16 protein-coding genes, 1 tRNA gene and 1 pseudogene are annotated in these 14,556 nt (G+C 70.7%); 11 read left to right on the top strand and 7 right to left on the bottom strand.

Going from position 1 to position 14,556, the window contains the following annotated elements:
• Positions 1-57 precede the first annotated feature (57 nt).
• The 3 genes from cobF to AB5J50_RS44680 all read left to right on the top strand — a co-directional run bounded on the left by cobF (position 58) and on the right by AB5J50_RS44680 (position 3,588).
• Positions 58-828 (top strand): precorrin-6A synthase (deacetylating), encoded by a 771-nt coding sequence (gene cobF / locus AB5J50_RS44690; protein ID WP_327433719.1) that lies wholly within the window; start codon positions 58-60, stop codon positions 826-828.
• 62 nt (positions 829-890) lie between these two features.
• Positions 891-2,987, top strand: coding sequence for an MDR family MFS transporter (locus tag AB5J50_RS44685; protein WP_369265683.1), 2,097 nt, complete (start codon positions 891-893; stop codon positions 2,985-2,987).
• Between the two features lie 85 nt (positions 2,988-3,072).
• On the top strand, positions 3,073-3,588 hold the full coding sequence (locus AB5J50_RS44680) for a hypothetical protein (RefSeq protein WP_369264289.1): 516 nt from the start codon (positions 3,073-3,075) through the stop codon (positions 3,586-3,588).
• Here the strand turns inward: AB5J50_RS44680 and AB5J50_RS44675 are convergent.
• Positions 3,575-4,321, bottom strand: a complete 747-nt coding sequence (locus tag AB5J50_RS44675; RefSeq protein ID WP_369264288.1) for a cobalt-precorrin-6A reductase — start codon at positions 4,319-4,321, stop codon at positions 3,575-3,577. The two genes, AB5J50_RS44680 and AB5J50_RS44675, sit on opposite strands and share 14 nt — an antisense overlap.
• Before the next feature lie 147 nt (positions 4,322-4,468).
• On the opposite strand from AB5J50_RS44675, the gene AB5J50_RS44670 reads away from it, so the two are divergent.
• Positions 4,469-5,281, top strand: a complete 813-nt coding sequence (locus AB5J50_RS44670; protein WP_369264287.1) for an HAD-IIA family hydrolase — start codon at positions 4,469-4,471, stop codon at positions 5,279-5,281.
• A 3-nt stretch (positions 5,282-5,284) separates the two neighbouring features.
• On the opposite strand, the gene AB5J50_RS44665 is transcribed toward AB5J50_RS44670, so the two are convergent.
• Together AB5J50_RS44665 and AB5J50_RS44660 are read right to left on the bottom strand one after the other, a co-directional pair.
• Positions 5,285-6,058, bottom strand: a complete 774-nt coding sequence (locus AB5J50_RS44665) for a sulfite exporter TauE/SafE family protein (protein WP_327433715.1) — start codon at positions 6,056-6,058, stop codon at positions 5,285-5,287.
• A 122-nt stretch (positions 6,059-6,180) separates the two neighbouring features.
• Positions 6,181-6,383: pseudogene (locus tag AB5J50_RS44660) on the bottom strand (long-chain fatty acid--CoA ligase); the annotation flags it as partial.
• A 140-nt stretch (positions 6,384-6,523) separates the two neighbouring features.
• On the opposite strand from AB5J50_RS44660, the gene AB5J50_RS44655 reads away from it, so the two are divergent.
• The gene (locus AB5J50_RS44655; RefSeq protein WP_369264286.1) at positions 6,524-7,336 is read left to right on the top strand and encodes an SAM-dependent methyltransferase; all 813 of its coding nucleotides are present in this window, start codon (positions 6,524-6,526) and stop codon (positions 7,334-7,336) included.
• Here the strand turns inward: AB5J50_RS44655 and AB5J50_RS44650 are convergent.
• A complete protein-coding gene (locus AB5J50_RS44650) occupies positions 7,333-7,503 on the bottom strand; it encodes a hypothetical protein (RefSeq protein WP_369264285.1) in 171 nt (56 codons plus the stop codon). The genes AB5J50_RS44655 and AB5J50_RS44650 overlap by 4 nt on opposite strands.
• 97 nt (positions 7,504-7,600) lie before the next feature.
• Positions 7,601-8,134 carry a MarR family winged helix-turn-helix transcriptional regulator gene (locus AB5J50_RS44645; protein ID WP_369264284.1) on the bottom strand — a complete coding sequence of 178 codons (534 nt, stop codon included), beginning with the start codon at positions 8,132-8,134 and terminating at the stop codon, positions 7,601-7,603.
• 189 nt (positions 8,135-8,323) lie between these two features.
• Here AB5J50_RS44645 and AB5J50_RS44640 point away from each other — a divergent pair, with 189 nt between their 5' ends.
• The 4 genes from AB5J50_RS44640 (at position 8,324) to AB5J50_RS44625 (ending at position 10,887) form a co-directional block, all read left to right on the top strand.
• Positions 8,324-8,875: a YceI family protein gene (locus AB5J50_RS44640; RefSeq protein WP_327433711.1), complete on the top strand. Its 552-nt coding sequence runs from the start codon at positions 8,324-8,326 to the stop codon at positions 8,873-8,875.
• 98 nt (positions 8,876-8,973) lie between these two features.
• Positions 8,974-10,038, top strand: coding sequence for a LacI family DNA-binding transcriptional regulator (locus tag AB5J50_RS44635; RefSeq protein ID WP_369264283.1), 1,065 nt, complete (start codon positions 8,974-8,976; stop codon positions 10,036-10,038).
• A 65-nt stretch (positions 10,039-10,103) separates the two neighbouring features.
• Entirely contained in the window at positions 10,104-10,712 is a 609-nt protein-coding gene (locus AB5J50_RS44630) for a hypothetical protein (protein WP_369264282.1), read from the top strand.
• 37 nt (positions 10,713-10,749) lie between these two features.
• Complete coding sequence (locus tag AB5J50_RS44625; RefSeq protein ID WP_369264281.1) at positions 10,750-10,887, top strand: hypothetical protein; 138 nt, start codon at positions 10,750-10,752, stop codon at positions 10,885-10,887.
• A gap of 75 nt (positions 10,888-10,962) precedes the next feature.
• Here the strand turns inward: AB5J50_RS44625 and AB5J50_RS44620 are convergent.
• Positions 10,963-11,036, bottom strand: a tRNA-Pro gene (locus AB5J50_RS44620).
• A 152-nt stretch (positions 11,037-11,188) separates the two neighbouring features.
• Here AB5J50_RS44620 and AB5J50_RS44615 point away from each other — a divergent pair.
• Both AB5J50_RS44615 and AB5J50_RS44610 read left to right on the top strand, forming a co-directional pair.
• Positions 11,189-11,890: a transketolase gene (locus AB5J50_RS44615; RefSeq protein WP_369264280.1), complete on the top strand. Its 702-nt coding sequence runs from the start codon at positions 11,189-11,191 to the stop codon at positions 11,888-11,890.
• Between the two features lie 131 nt (positions 11,891-12,021).
• The gene (locus AB5J50_RS44610; RefSeq protein ID WP_369264279.1) at positions 12,022-12,933 is read left to right on the top strand and encodes a transketolase family protein; all 912 of its coding nucleotides are present in this window, start codon (positions 12,022-12,024) and stop codon (positions 12,931-12,933) included.
• A 17-nt stretch (positions 12,934-12,950) separates the two neighbouring features.
• Here AB5J50_RS44610 and AB5J50_RS44605 read toward each other — a convergent pair whose 3' ends face one another.
• Positions 12,951-14,429, bottom strand: coding sequence for an MFS transporter (locus AB5J50_RS44605; RefSeq protein WP_369264278.1), 1,479 nt, complete (start codon positions 14,427-14,429; stop codon positions 12,951-12,953).
• Positions 14,430-14,556: the final 127 nt, after the last annotated feature.

The raw sequence follows: 14,556 nt of genomic DNA, 5'->3' as shown, positions 1-14,556 counted from the left end.
CGGTCCCATCTCGGGTGCGGTGCGTCCACTGTCAGTGGCGTGCGGCAGACTCTGGGTGTGCGAAAGATTCATGTCATCGGCATCGGGGCGGGCGACCCCGATCAGCTCACGCTGCAGGCGGTCAAGGCGCTCAAGGGCACGGACGTGTTCTTCATCCTCGACAAGGGCGAGGTGAAGTCCGACCTCGTCCAGCTTCGCCGTGACATCCTCGACGCGCACATACCGGAGGGGGCGTACCGCCTGGTCGAGGCCCGAGACCCGGACCGTGACCGTTCCGCGGGGGGCACGGCGTACTCGCCGGCCGTCGGGGACTGGCGCAGCGCCCGCGCGGACATCTACGAGCAGCTGATCGCCGAGGAGCTGGGCGAGGACGAGAGCGGCGCGTTCCTGGTGTGGGGCGATCCCGCGCTGTACGACAGCACGCTCGGCATCCTGGAGGAGATCCTCGACCGGGGCGCGGTGGCGTTCACGTACGACGTCGTGCCCGGCATCAGCAGCGTCTCCGCGCTCGTCGCCCGGCACCGCACGGGGCTGAACCGGGTCGCCCGCCCCGTCCAGATCACCACGGGCCGCCGCCTCGCGGAGGGCTTCCCCGACGGCGTCGACGACGTGGTCGTCATGCTGGACGCCCACCAGACGTTCCGGCAGTACGCCGACGAGGACATCGACATCTACTGGGGCGCCTACATAGGCACGCCCGACGAGATCCTCGCCTCCGGCCCCATCGCCGAGGCGGCTCCCCGTATCGAGCGCCTCCGGGCCGAGGCCAGGGAACGCAAGGGATGGATCATGGACACGTATCTGCTGCGCAGGCATCCGCGGGGGTAGCGCGCCCCGGCGACGGTACGCCGGGCGGGTGACCCCGCATGCACCGGGCGCCCGCCGGTGTGATGGTGGCGAATGTGACGACCATCGAGGAAACCGTGCCGCCTGCGGCGGAGGCGCCCGGGCCGCCCGTGCTGGACCGCCGGCGCCGCAACATCGTCTTCGTGACGATCATGCTGGGCATGCTCCTCGCCGCGCTGGACCAGACGATCGTGGGCACCGCCCTGCCGACGATCGTGTCGGATCTGGGCGGCGCCGCGCACATGTCGTGGGTCGTGACGTCGTACCTGCTGGCCGAGACCGTGGCGACGGTACTGGTCGGCAAGTTCGGTGACCTCTTCGGCCGCAAGGTGGTCTTCCAGGCATCGGCGATCATCTTCATCACCGGTTCCTTCCTGTGCGGCCTCGCCACGAACATGTCGCTGCTGATCGCCTGGCGGGCCATGCAGGGCATCGGCGCGGGCGGTCTGATGGTGACCGCCATGGCGCTGATCGCCGATGTCATTCCGCTGCGCGAGCGGGGCAAGTACCAGGGTGCGATCGGTGCCGTCTTCGGCGTGGCCACCGTCATCGGGCCGCTGCTCGGCGGGCTCTTCACCGACCATCTGTCCTGGCGCTGGGCGTTCTACATCAACGTGCCCATCGCGATCGTCGTGGTCTTCGCCGCGGCCCGCACCATCCCCGTGGTGAAGTCGGCGGTCCGCCCCGTCATCGACTATCTGGGCATCGCGCTCGTCGCGGTCGGCGCCAGCTCACTGATCCTGGCGACGAGTTGGGGTGGCAACGAGTACGCGTGGGGGTCGGCCACCATCATCGGCCTGTTCGTGGGCGGTCTGCTTGCGCTCGGGCTGTTCTGCTGGGTCGAGACGCGCGCGGCCCAGCCCATGCTGCCGATGCGGCTGTTCCGCAACCCGGTCTTCACGGTCTGCTCGATCCTCAGCTTCATCGTGGGTTTCGCGATGCTCGGCGCGATGACGTATCTGCCGACGTATCTGCAGTACGTCGACGGGGACTCGGCCACGGTCTCCGGTGTCCGCACGCTCCCCATGGTCATCGGTCTGCTGATCGCGTCCGTCTTCAGCGGCAACGTGGTCAGCAAGTCCGGGCACTACCGCATCTTCCCGATCATCGGCTCGCTGGTGATGGCCGTCGGGCTGTACCTGCTCTCGCTCATGGGTCCGGACTCGAGTGCCTGGCTGGAGTCGCTGTACATGTTCGTGCTCGGTACCGGGATCGGCCTGTGCATGCAGGTGCTGACGATCGCCGTGCAGAACACCGTCGAATACGTCGACCTCGGCACCGCGACGTCCGGCGTCACCTTCTTCCGTACGCTGGGCAGTTCGTTCGGCACGGCTGTCTTCGGCACGATCTACACCAACACGCTGAAGCCGAACCTCGCCGACGGGGTCAAGGAGGCCGCGGCGACGGGCGCGGCGGACATGGCCACGATCACCCAGGCCGCGCAGAGCCCGGAGGGGCTGCACCAACTCCCGCCGGCGGCGGCCAAGCCCATCATCGAGGCGTACGCCGACACACTCCAGACGGTCTTCCTGTGGACGGTGCCGGTCGCGCTCCTCGGCTTCGTCGTGGCGCTCTTCCTCAAGCAGGTACAGCTGCGCGACAGCGCGCGGATGGGCTCGACCGACATGGGCGAGGGCTTCGCCTCCCCGTCCACCGCCGATTCGCAGCGGCTTCTGGAGTTCTCGGTCGGAAAGATCATCGGCGGCACCGAAATGGACACCGCGCGCCGTATCGTCACCGGCTCCGACACCCGTCTCGACATGGCGGGCGCCTGGGCCGTGATGCAGGTGGAGCTGCTCACGCGGCTGGTCGGCCACGCCAACCTCGGGCTGATCGCCACGCGCCGCCATCTGCCCCCGGAGGTCCTCGTGCCGGTCTTCGACCGCATGGTCGAGGAGGGCTATCTCACCCGCCACGGCTCGCTCTTCTCGCACACCGAGGCGGGCGAGCGCGAGGCTCGGGTCCTCAGCGAGGCCTGGGGCACCTGGCTGGCCGAGCGCGTGGAACAGGACATCGGGCGCCCCTCCGGCAAGGACCTCCGCGCCGCCGTCGACACCATCGCCAAGCGCCTCCTCGTCGAGGACCTGACCAACGGCCTGCCTTCCCAGACCCGGGAGCCTGCCTCCCTCACGACGAGCTGACGGGCGGAGCCGTCGCCACCGCCACCGCCACCGCCGCCCAGGAAAACGAGGTGCTTCCCACCACCGCCGTCGCCATACTCGTGCGATGGCCAGGCCCCAGTCCCCAGCTCCCGCCCGTTTCCGCGACCCCCGGCGCACCAAGTACGACTTCACCGAGTCGATCCTGGTCCGCTGCCCGCAGTGCGAGCGGATCGCTCACGTACAACCGGGGCCGGACGAGGAGAGACAGGGCACACCCGGCGTATTTTTCGCGCCGCGGCGCCTGGTCTGCCGGGGCTGCGGCCTCTCACGGCAGACGAGCAGCCAACGCATCGCTCTGTGGCGGAGTTCCGCAGGGCCCGCCCTGGACCCCTACTTCGGCACCCCCCTCTGGCTTCAGACCGAGACCCGGCACGGCTGGCTGTGGGCCTACAACCTCGAACACCTCACATTCCTCAGGCAGTTCGTCGCGGCCTCGCTGCGGGAGCGGGCGCCCTGGTACGACACGGGCAAGAAGATGACGGTGGTCGCCCGGCTGCCGGTGTGGATCAAGAGTGCGAAGAACCGGGACGAGGTGCTGCGGGCCGTCGAGCGGATCAGGGGGTCGGTCAGCGCGGGCTGAGGTCCAGCCGGGCCAGGGCCGACGCCACGTCCGGTACCGCCGTCACACCCTCCGGGAGTGGTGGGCGGCGCACGACGACCACGGGGAGGCCGAGGTCACGGGCGGCGGCGAGTTTGGCCGCCGTGGCATCGCCTCCGCTGTCCTTGGTGACCAGGACGTCGATGCGGTGCTCGCGGAGCACGGTCTTCTCTCCGTCCGGCGTGAACGGGCCACGCGCCAGCAGCACTTCCGTGTCGGGGGGCAGCGGCGGCTCGGGCGCCTCCACCGACCGTACGAGGAAGTGGAGTCCGGCGAGATGCGCGAAGGCCGCCAGGCCGAGGCGCCCCGTAGTGAGGAAGACGCGGCGGCCCAACGCCGGGAGCAGCGCGGCGGCTTCGGCGAGGGAGGCCGCCGAGTGCCACCGGTCGCCGAGGCCGGGGCGCCAGCCCGGGCGGTGCAGCACCACGGCCGGGACTCCGGTGGCCGCGGCGGCCCGCGCGGCGTTCGCCGTGATGCCGGAGGCGAACGGGTGCGTCGCGTCCACCACGGCAGTCACACCGTGCTCGCGCAGCCACTCCGCCAGCCCTTCCGCCCCGCCGAATCCCCCGATCCGTACGTCCCCTTCGAGCGCCCCCGGCCGGGACACCCGTCCCGCGAGGGAGGTCGTCACCCGCACCTCGGGACGCGCCGCCAGCTCGGCGGCGAGTTCGCGCGCCTCGGTGGTGCCGCCGAGGACCAGGACGTGGGGGGACATGGGGTCGAGCGTACGGGGGCGGGGTGGGGAACGGAGGTTCGGGTGGACTAGTAGGTGCGGGCGTCCGGCGGGTCCGGCGGAGTGAGTCGGCGGCGCAGGGCGCCTGCGTGCACGTGCGTCGCGGTCGCTGATCGGTATCGTCCGGACATGGAGTCGGTACGCGCGGTCCTGATCGACATCGACGGAGTGCTCACGGTCTCGTGGGAGCCGCTGCCCGGTGCGGTCGAGGCGCTGCGGCGGATCCGGGCGTCCGGGCTCGGCGTCGCCTTGGTCACCAATACGACGTCCCGTACACGCGCGTCGATCGCCGCGACCCTGGCCGGAGCCGGCTTCCCCGTGGACGCCGAGGACATCCTCACCGCACCGGCCGTCACCGCCGCGTATCTGGCCGAGCGCCATCCGGGCGCCCGGTGCACCCTGCTGAACAGCGGTGACATCGCCGAGGACCTGACGGGCGTCACGCTGCTCGACGACACCGGCACCGGCACCGACACGGACACCGTGCCGGATGTGGTCGTCGTGGGCGGCGCGGGTCCCGAGTTCGACTATGCCGCGCTCAACCGGGCCTTCGGGCACCTCCAGCGGGGTGCCCGGCTGGTCGCCATGCATCGCAATCTGTACTGGCGGACGGACCGCGGGCTACAGCTCGACAGTGGTGCGTTCCTGCTCGGTCTGGAGCGGGCGGCCCGCACCGAGGCGGAGATCACCGGCAAGCCGGCGCCCGCGTTCTTCGAGACGGCGCTGGCACGTCTCGGGGTCGGTCCCGGGGAGGCTCTGATGGTCGGCGACGACATCGAGTCGGACGTACTCGCGGCGCAGCACACCGGCATCACGGGTGTCCTGGTCAAGACCGGCAAATACCTGCCGGAGAGCCATCGCGCGGCGAGCGGCGAGCCCGACCACGTGCTGGACTCCTTCGCGGATCTCCCCGCACTGCTGGACGCCGCCGCCGGCCGGTAGCGGTCAGCGCAGCAGCAGCTGCACTCCGCCCACCACCGTCGCCGCGATCACGAGCCGTTCGAACAGCAGCTGGTTGATTCGGTTCACAGCCCATTTGCCGATGAACGCCCCCGGCACGACAAACGCCGCCAACGCCGCGTCCAGCAGCAGCGAGTGGCCGTCGATCAGCCCGAGGCCCACGCTGAAGGGCACCTTGGAGACGTTGACGATCAGGAAGAAGAAGGCGGAGGTGCCGAGGAAGCCCAGCTTGCGGAAGCCCGCCGAGAGGAGATACATCGACATCACCGGGCCGCCCGCATTGGCGACCATCGTCGTGAAGCCGCCGAGCACCCCGTACGAACGCGCCTTGATCCGGCCGCTGCGGCTCGCCACCGAGTCGGGTTCGTCGTCCTGGGCGGCAGCCCGGCGGCGCCACACGGTGACTGCCGCCATCAGCAGCAGGATCGCGCCGATCGAGGTCCGCACGACCCCGTCGTCGGCCCACACCAGGAACAGCGTGCCGAGGACGACACCCGCGGCGACCGCCGGGAACAGCCGCCAGAGCGTCGGCCAGTGGGCGTGCCGCCGGTAGGTGAGTACGGCGAGCACGTCCCCGACGATCAGGATGGGCAGGAGCACACCGGTCGAGGCGCGGGCAGGCAGCACGGCGGCAAAGATCGCCAGGCTGACCGTGTTGGCCCCGCTCACGGCGGTCTTCGAGAAACCGACGAGCAGGGCCGCGGCGGCGAGAGCGGCGAACTCCCAGATGGATATGTGCCAGAGCGTCATCGTGTTCATGCGGGGACCGATGCTATGCCCACGCATCTCGCCGCGTAAGCAGCGTCTCGCCAGGTGACCTCCGCGGCACCTCGCGGCCGTCCCGCCGACGGACCGTCCCGCCGACGCCTGGTGCCCCCGCGTCAGCTCCCGTAGCACGCCCGCAGGTCCCGCTTGACGACCTTGATGCTCGGACCCAGCGGCAGCGCGTCGGTGGACTCCACGCGGCGCGGGTACTTGTGGGGCCCAGGTGCCCCTTGGACCAGTCGGTGATCTTCGCCGCGTCCGAAGTGGTTCCCGCGGCGCGTACGACGACCGCGCACACCTCCTCTCCGTGCAGCTCGTCCGCTTGCTTCGGCTCTGGTTCCGCATGCCCTTGCGGTCAGCCGGGCGGCCGCGAGCCGCCCGAGGTGGCAGACTGCTCGCACGTCTTGCCGAACGCGGGTCGGCGGGGCGAACTGGACTGCCGAGCAGAGGAGTTGACGCATGACGGGGACCGAGCCCGCCGCCCACCAGATCGACACCAGCAAGCCGCATCCGGCTCGGGTGTACGACTGGTACCTGGGCGGCAAGGACAACTACCCGGTCGACGAACAGCTCGGTCAGCACATCATGTCGCTCGATCCGGGGGCCAAGCGTGCCGCGCACAGCAACCGCTGGTTCATGCAGCGGGCCACCCGCCACCTGGTCCGCGCGGCGGGCATCCGCCAGTTCCTCGACATCGGCACCGGCATTCCCACGGAACCCAACCTGCACCAGATCGCCCAGTTGACCGCTCCGGGCGCACGGGTCGTGTACGTCGACAACGACCCGATCGTCCTCGCGCACGCCGAGGCCCTGTTGCGCGGGACCCCGGAGGGAGTGACGGAGTACGTCCAGGCCGACGCGCGCGAGCCGCGGAAGATCCTCGACGAGGCGGGGCGCGTACTCGACTTCGACCGGCCCATAGCCCTGTCGCTCATCGCCCTGATGCACTTCATCGCCGACGAGAGCGGCGCGTACGAGCTGGTGGAGACCCTTGTCGACGCGCTGGCGCCGGGCAGTTGTCTGGTCCTGTCCGCGATGACCGCCGACTTCGAGCCCGAGAACGTGCGGCGGGGCATCGAGACGTACGCGAAGGGAGGCGTGACCCTCGTGGGCCGCTCGCGCAGCGAAGTGAGCCGCTTCTTCAAGGGACTTGACCTGGTCGAGCCGGGAATCGTGTCCGTGAAGGACTGGCATCCCGAACTCGGGGAGGGCGAGACCCCGATCGGCGACGCGCCTGTCTCCTTGTACGGCGGAGTCGGTTTCAAGGCCTAGCAGGGCCCTCGGCCCCAAGGCGGCACGGGGGCGAATCCCGGGACGACGATGCGGCCCGTCATGTCGAGCACCTCGGCGCCGGCGGTGATCTCACACTCCACCGCCGCGATCGTCCCGTCCTCATTGAGGACGTCGCCCTGGGGCAGGTCCCCGATGCCGGGGTCCAAAGACCCTGTGCCGCACGGGCGGCGACAGCCTCCTGGAGCATCTCGATCTCCTGGAGCACCCCGATCAACAGTGGTACGCGCGAGTCGGACAGGAGCGTCAGGAGGACTCCGCCGCCCCGGCGCACGACTCGTCCACGATCCCGAGTGTGACAAAGGCGCGGGTGAACGACATGAAGCCCTCCTCGCCCAAGGGCTCCACCACACGTCGGCGGACCGCCTCGGCGAACACCTTTGCCGCGGTCGTGGCGGTCTCCCGGCCGAGCGGTGTCAGCGCGGCGTACGTCACCCTGCGGTCGGAGCTGGACGGGCGGCGCTCGACGAATCCGGCGTCGGCCAGCCGGTCGACGACTCCGGTCGTCCCGGCGGTGGAGAAGCCGAGCGTCTGGGCGAGGAGCCGCATGGGGGCGGCCTGACCGGGCGCGGTGACCAGGTAGCAGAGCACTTCGAGCGACGAGGGCGGCAGACCGACCTCGCGCTGCGCCTCGGCGAGCAGCTCGTCGGTGAGCTCACGGAATCCCGACGCCAACGCGTTCCAGCGTTGCAGCAGCTCGGTCAGCTCGGCGCTCGGGCACGCCTCGTCCGCGGCGCCGGGGCACTCGACCCGCTCGACTGACTGCGGGGACTCCCCCATGCGCTGACTCCCGTCGTCCGATCCCAAGGCCTGCCCAGTTCGCGATTCCCGGGCCCGACCCGCTTGCCGAGGATACCTCGCACAGCTATTATCTCGCTAACTACCTAATAGCTGACTAGGTAATAGCTGGCGATGTATTGATTCTTCAAGCAACCCGCCGCACTCGTCCCCCGAAAGGCACGAACGACCATGTCCCACACCACTTCGCACTCCCCCCAGTCCGGTTCACTCACGGAGGTCGCCGCCGGTCGCTGGACTCTCGACCCGGCGGGCACGACGGTCCGTGTCCAGCACAAGACGTTCTGGGGCCTGGTCAACGTCAAGGGCGTCTTCACCGAGGTCAGCGGTGACGGCGAGGTGCTCGCCGGGGGTGGCGCGCACGGCAGCGTGACGATCGATGCCGCTTCCCTGGACACCAAGAACGCCAAGCGCGACAAGCACCTGCGCACCGCGGACTTCTTCGACGTCGACAAGCACCCCTCGCTCGTCTTCACCGCCAACGAGGTCACCGCGACCGGCAACGGCAGCGCCCAGGTCACCGGCGAACTGACCGTGACGGGCGTGAGCCGTGAGCTGTCCTTCACCGCCGAGGCGTCCGAGATATCGGCCGACGCGGTCACCCTCACCGCCGAGATCCCCGTGGAGCGCGCGCAGTTCGGCATGACCTGGAACCAGGCCAACATGCTGAAGCCGCTGACGTTCGTCACGATCACCGCGCGCTTCACCCGCCAGGCTTCCTGACACCGCGCCCGTCCCGGCCGTCCTCCCCCGCTGCCACGCCGAAGTGCTCCACTAGGGTGAGCGTCTGCGCGGGTGCGCGGGGCGGAGGGAAGCGAGCGGTGGGCAAGAAGGCGGTGGCCTCGCCCCAGGGCGATACCTCGACGGTCAGGGACGTCGCGGCCCGGGCGGGCGTGTCGGCGTCCACCGTCTCCCGTGTGCTCGGCGGCACCTACCCCGTGGCCAAGGCCACCCGCGCCAAGGTCCTGAAGGCCATACGCGAGCTCGACTATGTGGTCAACGCACACGCCCGGGCGCTGGGCGGCTCCACCAACAACACGGTGGCGTTCGTCGTCGACGACGTCACCGGATCCTTCTACGCCCATATCGCTCGCGGTGTGGAGGAGCAGGCGTCCGCCGAGGGCCGGCTGTGCATGCTGTGCACCACGCACAACGACCCGCAGCGCGTTCTCGCGGTGGTCGAGACGATGCGTGAACAGCGCGCCGACGCCGTCATCGTGGTCGGCGGCGCCTGGGACGACCGGGCCTACCAGGACCGCATGACCCACTTCGCGCACGCCCTCGACCGGGCGGGCTCGCGGCTCGTCCTCGTCGGCCGGCCGCCGCTCGGCCCGGGAGTGCCCGCGACCGTCGTCGACTACGACAACGAGGGCGGCGCCTTCGCCATGACGACCCACCTGCTGAGCGCGGGCCACCGCCGGGTCGCCTATCTCGGCCGGGTGCCGGGCCTGTCCACCAGCAGCCAGCGCATCAGCGGCTTCACCCGGGCGCACGAGATGCTCGACGTCGAACCCGACCCCAAGCTGATCATCGACGGCACCTTCAGCCGCGGCTCCGGCTACCGGGGAATGCGTGAACTCCTCGCATCCGGCGCCGAGTTCAGCGCGGTCTTCGCGGGCACCGACATGGTCGCGGCGGGAGCCCTCCAGGCGCTGAGGGAGGCCGGAGTGCGCGTACCCGAGGACGTCGCCCTGGCCGGCTACGACGACATCCCGACCGCCATCGACGTGTACCCGACGCTGACCACCGTCCACGTACCGGCCGAGGAGCTGGGCCGTGCGGCCGTCCGGTTGGCGCTGCACCGCGAGGAGTTCCCGGAGAGCCAGCACCACGTGCTCGGCACCCACATCGTCGTACGGGACTCGACGCGGCGCCACGGCCGCTGATCCCACCCCCTTCTCTGAACTTCTGGCGAACGAGAGACACCCGGCGGCTGTCACTGGCGGCGGCGATGGTGGCGGTCGCTCTCCCTGTCGCCGCCCAGGGCGCGTCCGCCGCCGACAGCCCGCCTGCCGGGGCGCAGGGCATCGCGTCACTGAGCCGAACCGTCACTCTGATCACCCGTGACAAGGTTGTCGTGGAGCGAACGGCCGACGGCAGGCAGACGGCCACCGTGCGGCCCGCCGCCGGTCACGGCACGAAGCGCTTCTCCACGCGCGAGGTCGACGGCCGGATACACGTGCTGCCGCTGTCGGCCGTGCCGTATGTGTCATCAGGGCAGTTGGACGCCGGTCTCTTCGACGTGACGGGCCTCATCGAGCAGGGGTACGACGACGCCCACACCAAGCGGTTGCCGCTGATCGTCCAGTACCGCGCCGCCGAACAGTCGGTGTCCGCGCAACAGGCCCCCGAGCACAGCAGTCGCGAAGCCGTCCTCGACAGCGTCCACGGCGCCGCCGTCACCACGAAGAAGACCGAGGCGGCGCGGTTCTGGGACTCCGTCAGCGACAGCGGCGCCCCCGCGGCGCAGGACGCCACCGACGCGCCGGGGCTCGGGCAGGGGCTGGAGAAGATCTGGCTCGACGGACGGGTGCGGGCCGTCCGCGGGTGGCGCGCATGATGTCGCCCAGGACATCGGCGGCGCCCAGGGTGCGGCCGTGCCGAGGACGGCGAGTGAGGCTTTCGACAGTGCGCTCACCACGACCGCGTACGTCTCCGCCGCCCTCGTGGCGGTCGCCGCCGTCCTCACGGTCGCCCTCGTACCCAAGGACTTCAAAGTGACCGGCACCCACTGACCGCGACGGCGAGCGGTCACGACCCGTGCAAAAAGGGCCTCCGCAGGCTCTCGCCTGCGAAGACCCTTCGCACCGTCGGGACGACAGGATTTGAACCTGCGACCCCTTGACCCCCAGTCAAGTGCGCTACCAAGCTGCGCCACGTCCCGGTGCCCGTCTGACCTGGTGTTTTCCCTGGCCGAACGTGCACCGAAACAATACCGCACTCGTGCCGGTGGTCGCGCACTCCTTTATTCGGGGCGAACGCGCCCTACGGTTCGATGTTGACCTCAAGTTTGCTTGAGGTTGCACGATCGTCGGTATGAAGATCACGACTCAGCAGAGCTACGCGTACACGGACCTGCCCCGGCTGATGGGGCTGATGACGGGCGACGAGAAGCACGGACCTGCGGCGACGTCCACGATGGACGCGTTGTGGGTGCTGTACGACCGGGTGCTGCGGGTCGGGCCCGGGCGGATGGGGGATACGGGGCGGGACCGGTTCCTGCTGTCCAAGGGACACGGGCCGATGGCGTACTACGCGGTGCTCGCGGCCAAGGGTTTCGTGCCCGTCGAGTGGCTGCCCGGCTTCGGCTCGTACGACTCGCCGCTGGGGCACCACCCGGACCGGGTGCTGGTGCCGGGTGCCGAGATCGGCAGTGGGTCCCTCGGGCACGGGCTGCCGATCGCCGTGGGCACGGCGCTCGGGCTGCGGGCGCAGGGGCGCGACGAGCCGCACGTGTGGGTGCTGATCGGTGACGCGGAGCTGGACGAGGGCAGCAATCACGAGGCGATCGCGTACGCCGGGCCCGCCGGTCTCGAACAGCTGCACACCGTCGTGATCGACAACTCCTCCGCCAGCCATGCCCGGCCCGGCGGGATCGCCGCCCGGTTCGAGGCGGCCGGCTGGTCCGCCGCGACGGTCGACGGCCGGGACCACGAGGCGCTGTACGACGCCTTCACCGCCCCTCATCCGGGCCGCCCGCGGGTGGTCGTCGCCCAGGTCGAGCCGAAATCCGCCTGAGCCGCGCCCGCCCGTCTCCCGGGGTGCCGCCCGTCAGCCCTACGGCACACACGTCACCTCGTCCGGCACCACACAGCACCGCACCGCACCCGTCACCATCCCGTACGTCTCCTGGAAGGACACGCCATCTCATGGACACCATGCGTGACCGATTCGCCCCCGTCGTCTCACGGCTGCTCGACGAGGACCCGCGCGTCGCGGTCGTCCTCGCCGAGATCGGCAAGGACGGATTCACGGAGGCACGGCGCAGGCATCCGGATCGGGTGATCAACGTCGGGATTCGCGAACAGCTCCTGATCGGGGCGGGCGCGGGACTGGCCCTGACCGGGCTGCGCCCCGTGGTGCACACCTTCGCCAGCTTCCTCGTCGAGCGGCCCTTCGAGCAGGTCAAGCTCGACCTCGGGCACCAGGACGTGGGTGCGGTGCTGGTGAGCGCCGCCGCCTCGTTCGACTGGCCCGCCGGCGGCTTCACGCACATGGCGCCCGGTGATGTGGCCCTCCTCGACACGCTGGACGGCTGGACCGTGCATGTCCCCGGCCACCCCGACGAGGCCGAGACACTGCTGCGCCACGCCGTCGCCGCCGGGGACGACAAGGTGTACGTGCGGCTGTCCGTGCAGTCCAACACGCAGGGGCACGCGGTCGACGGGACACGCTTCCTCACCGTCCGCGAAGGCCGCGCCGGTGTCGTGGTCGCCGTCGGGCCGATGCTCGACGCCGTACTGGCCGCGACGGAGGGGCTCGACGTCACCGTGCTGTACGCCACCACCGTGCGCCCGTTCGACGCGGCCGCGCTGCGCAGCGCGACGGAGACGGCGGGCACCGATGTCGTCCTTGTGGAGCCGTACCTGGCCGGTACGTCCACGACGGCGGCGAACGACGCGCTCGCCGACGTACCCCACCGCGTCCTCGGTCTGGGCGTGGGCCGTCGTGAGCTGCGCCGGTACGGCGCCATCGAGGAACACGTCGCCGCGCACGGCCTCGACGCGAGGTCCCTGCGGGAGCGGATCGACGGCTTCCTGGGGGCACGGGTCGGCGTCTGATCCCCGCGCCCGGTCCCTCACACGGCTCGGCGATCCTCCCGCCGGGCCTTGTGAGCCACTTCAGGCATCACCGCGGTCGTACGCGACGGGGGTATGGGGGTATCGACGCGCACCAGGTTGCGTATCGCGGGCACCGACAGCAGGGCCGTCGAGACCACGAGGGTCATGGCACCGGCGATGAGGAGAACATGACCGGCGCCGAGGGCCGTGGCGGCCGGTCCCGCCAGGGCCTGGCCGACGGGCATCATCGCGAGGGAGCCCGCGACGTCGTACGCGTGGATGCGGTTGAGGACGTCCGGCGCGACCTGCGTCTGCACGCTGGTCGCCCACATCACGCCCCAGAGCGACATCCCCGCCCCCGCTATCACCGCTCCGGCCGACATGGCCGCCACGCCGAGCCCCGCCCCGACGGACGCGGGGAAGCAGGCGAAGGCGAAGAGGGCGAACGAGCCGGCCCGCAGCATACGGCGGGGGCGCAGCCGCAGCGCGATCAGTCCGCCGACGACGGTGCCCGCGCCGAGGGCCGAGTTGACCAGGCCGTAGGCGCGCGGGCCATGCTGCTGGACCACCTCCGTCGCCACCAGCGGGACGGTCGGGCCCCAGATGGAGATCATGTAGACACACCAGATGACGATGACGCCCCACAGCCAGGTCCGGGATCTGAACTCCCGCCAGCCCTCGGCGAGATCGGCCTTGAAGCTGCTTCCGTGAGCCTGGCTTCCCGGCCCGACCGGGGGCAGCCGGAGCAGCAGCAGGCACAGGGCGCTCAGCGCGTACGTGGCCGCGTGGGCCGCGAAGACGCCGCCGGCCGAGGCGAAGGCGACCAGCAGACCCGCGAGAGCGGGGCCCACGAGCTGGGCGGCGGACTCGGCGATCCTTATGGCTCCGTTGGCCCCCTGTACGTCGGTGGCGAGGCGCGGCACCGTGCTCGCGACGCCGGGCTGGAAGACCGCGCCCGCCACTCCGTTGACGGCGCCGATCGCGCAGATCTGCCAGAGGACCACATGGTCGGCGAAGAACAGCACGGCGGCGAGGGACTGGGTGGCCAGCCGCACCAGATCTGCACCGATCATCAGCTTGCGCGTGCTGAACCGGTCGGCGATGACCCCGCCGAAGATCACCAGCCCCGCGAAGGAGGCGGCCGACGCGGCCATGGCGAGGCCGACCGCGCCCACCCCGTACCCGTACTGCAGCAGTCCCGCGGCGAGCGCCACCGGCAGCATGGTGTCGCCGAGCCGGGCGAGGGCCCGCGCGACGAAGAACAGGGCGAAGTCCCGTGACCAGACGGGCCGACGCGGCCCGTCCTCGGCAACGATGTCAGGGCGGCCGGGACGTTCGCGGGGCGTCTCGGCAGTTCCGGGCAGCGTCGCGAGGTCTTCGTGCGGGGCTCCGGAAGCAACGCGTCGCCCCTCAGAGGCTCCGCGCCGATTCTCCGAGGCTCCGCTCCGTGTCTCGGAAGCACATGACGGCTTCTCGCCCGATGACGTCCCGGCCATCCCGCTCGCACCCCTCCTCGGTCGTGCCCTGCCCTGCCGATGCCCCACCACTCCCCCGCGGAGTCGAGCGTCCCGCTCTCCACTCCTGCTGCCGGATCATGCCACGGGGCACTGACAACGCCGGAAG

The sequence above is a fragment of the Streptomyces sp. R35 genome (assembly GCF_041053035.1).
Taxonomy (GTDB): domain Bacteria; phylum Actinomycetota; class Actinomycetes; order Streptomycetales; family Streptomycetaceae; genus Streptomyces; species Streptomyces lutosisoli.
Note: the sequence above shows the minus strand (reverse complement) of the source record. Positions and strands in the feature narration are given on the sequence as shown.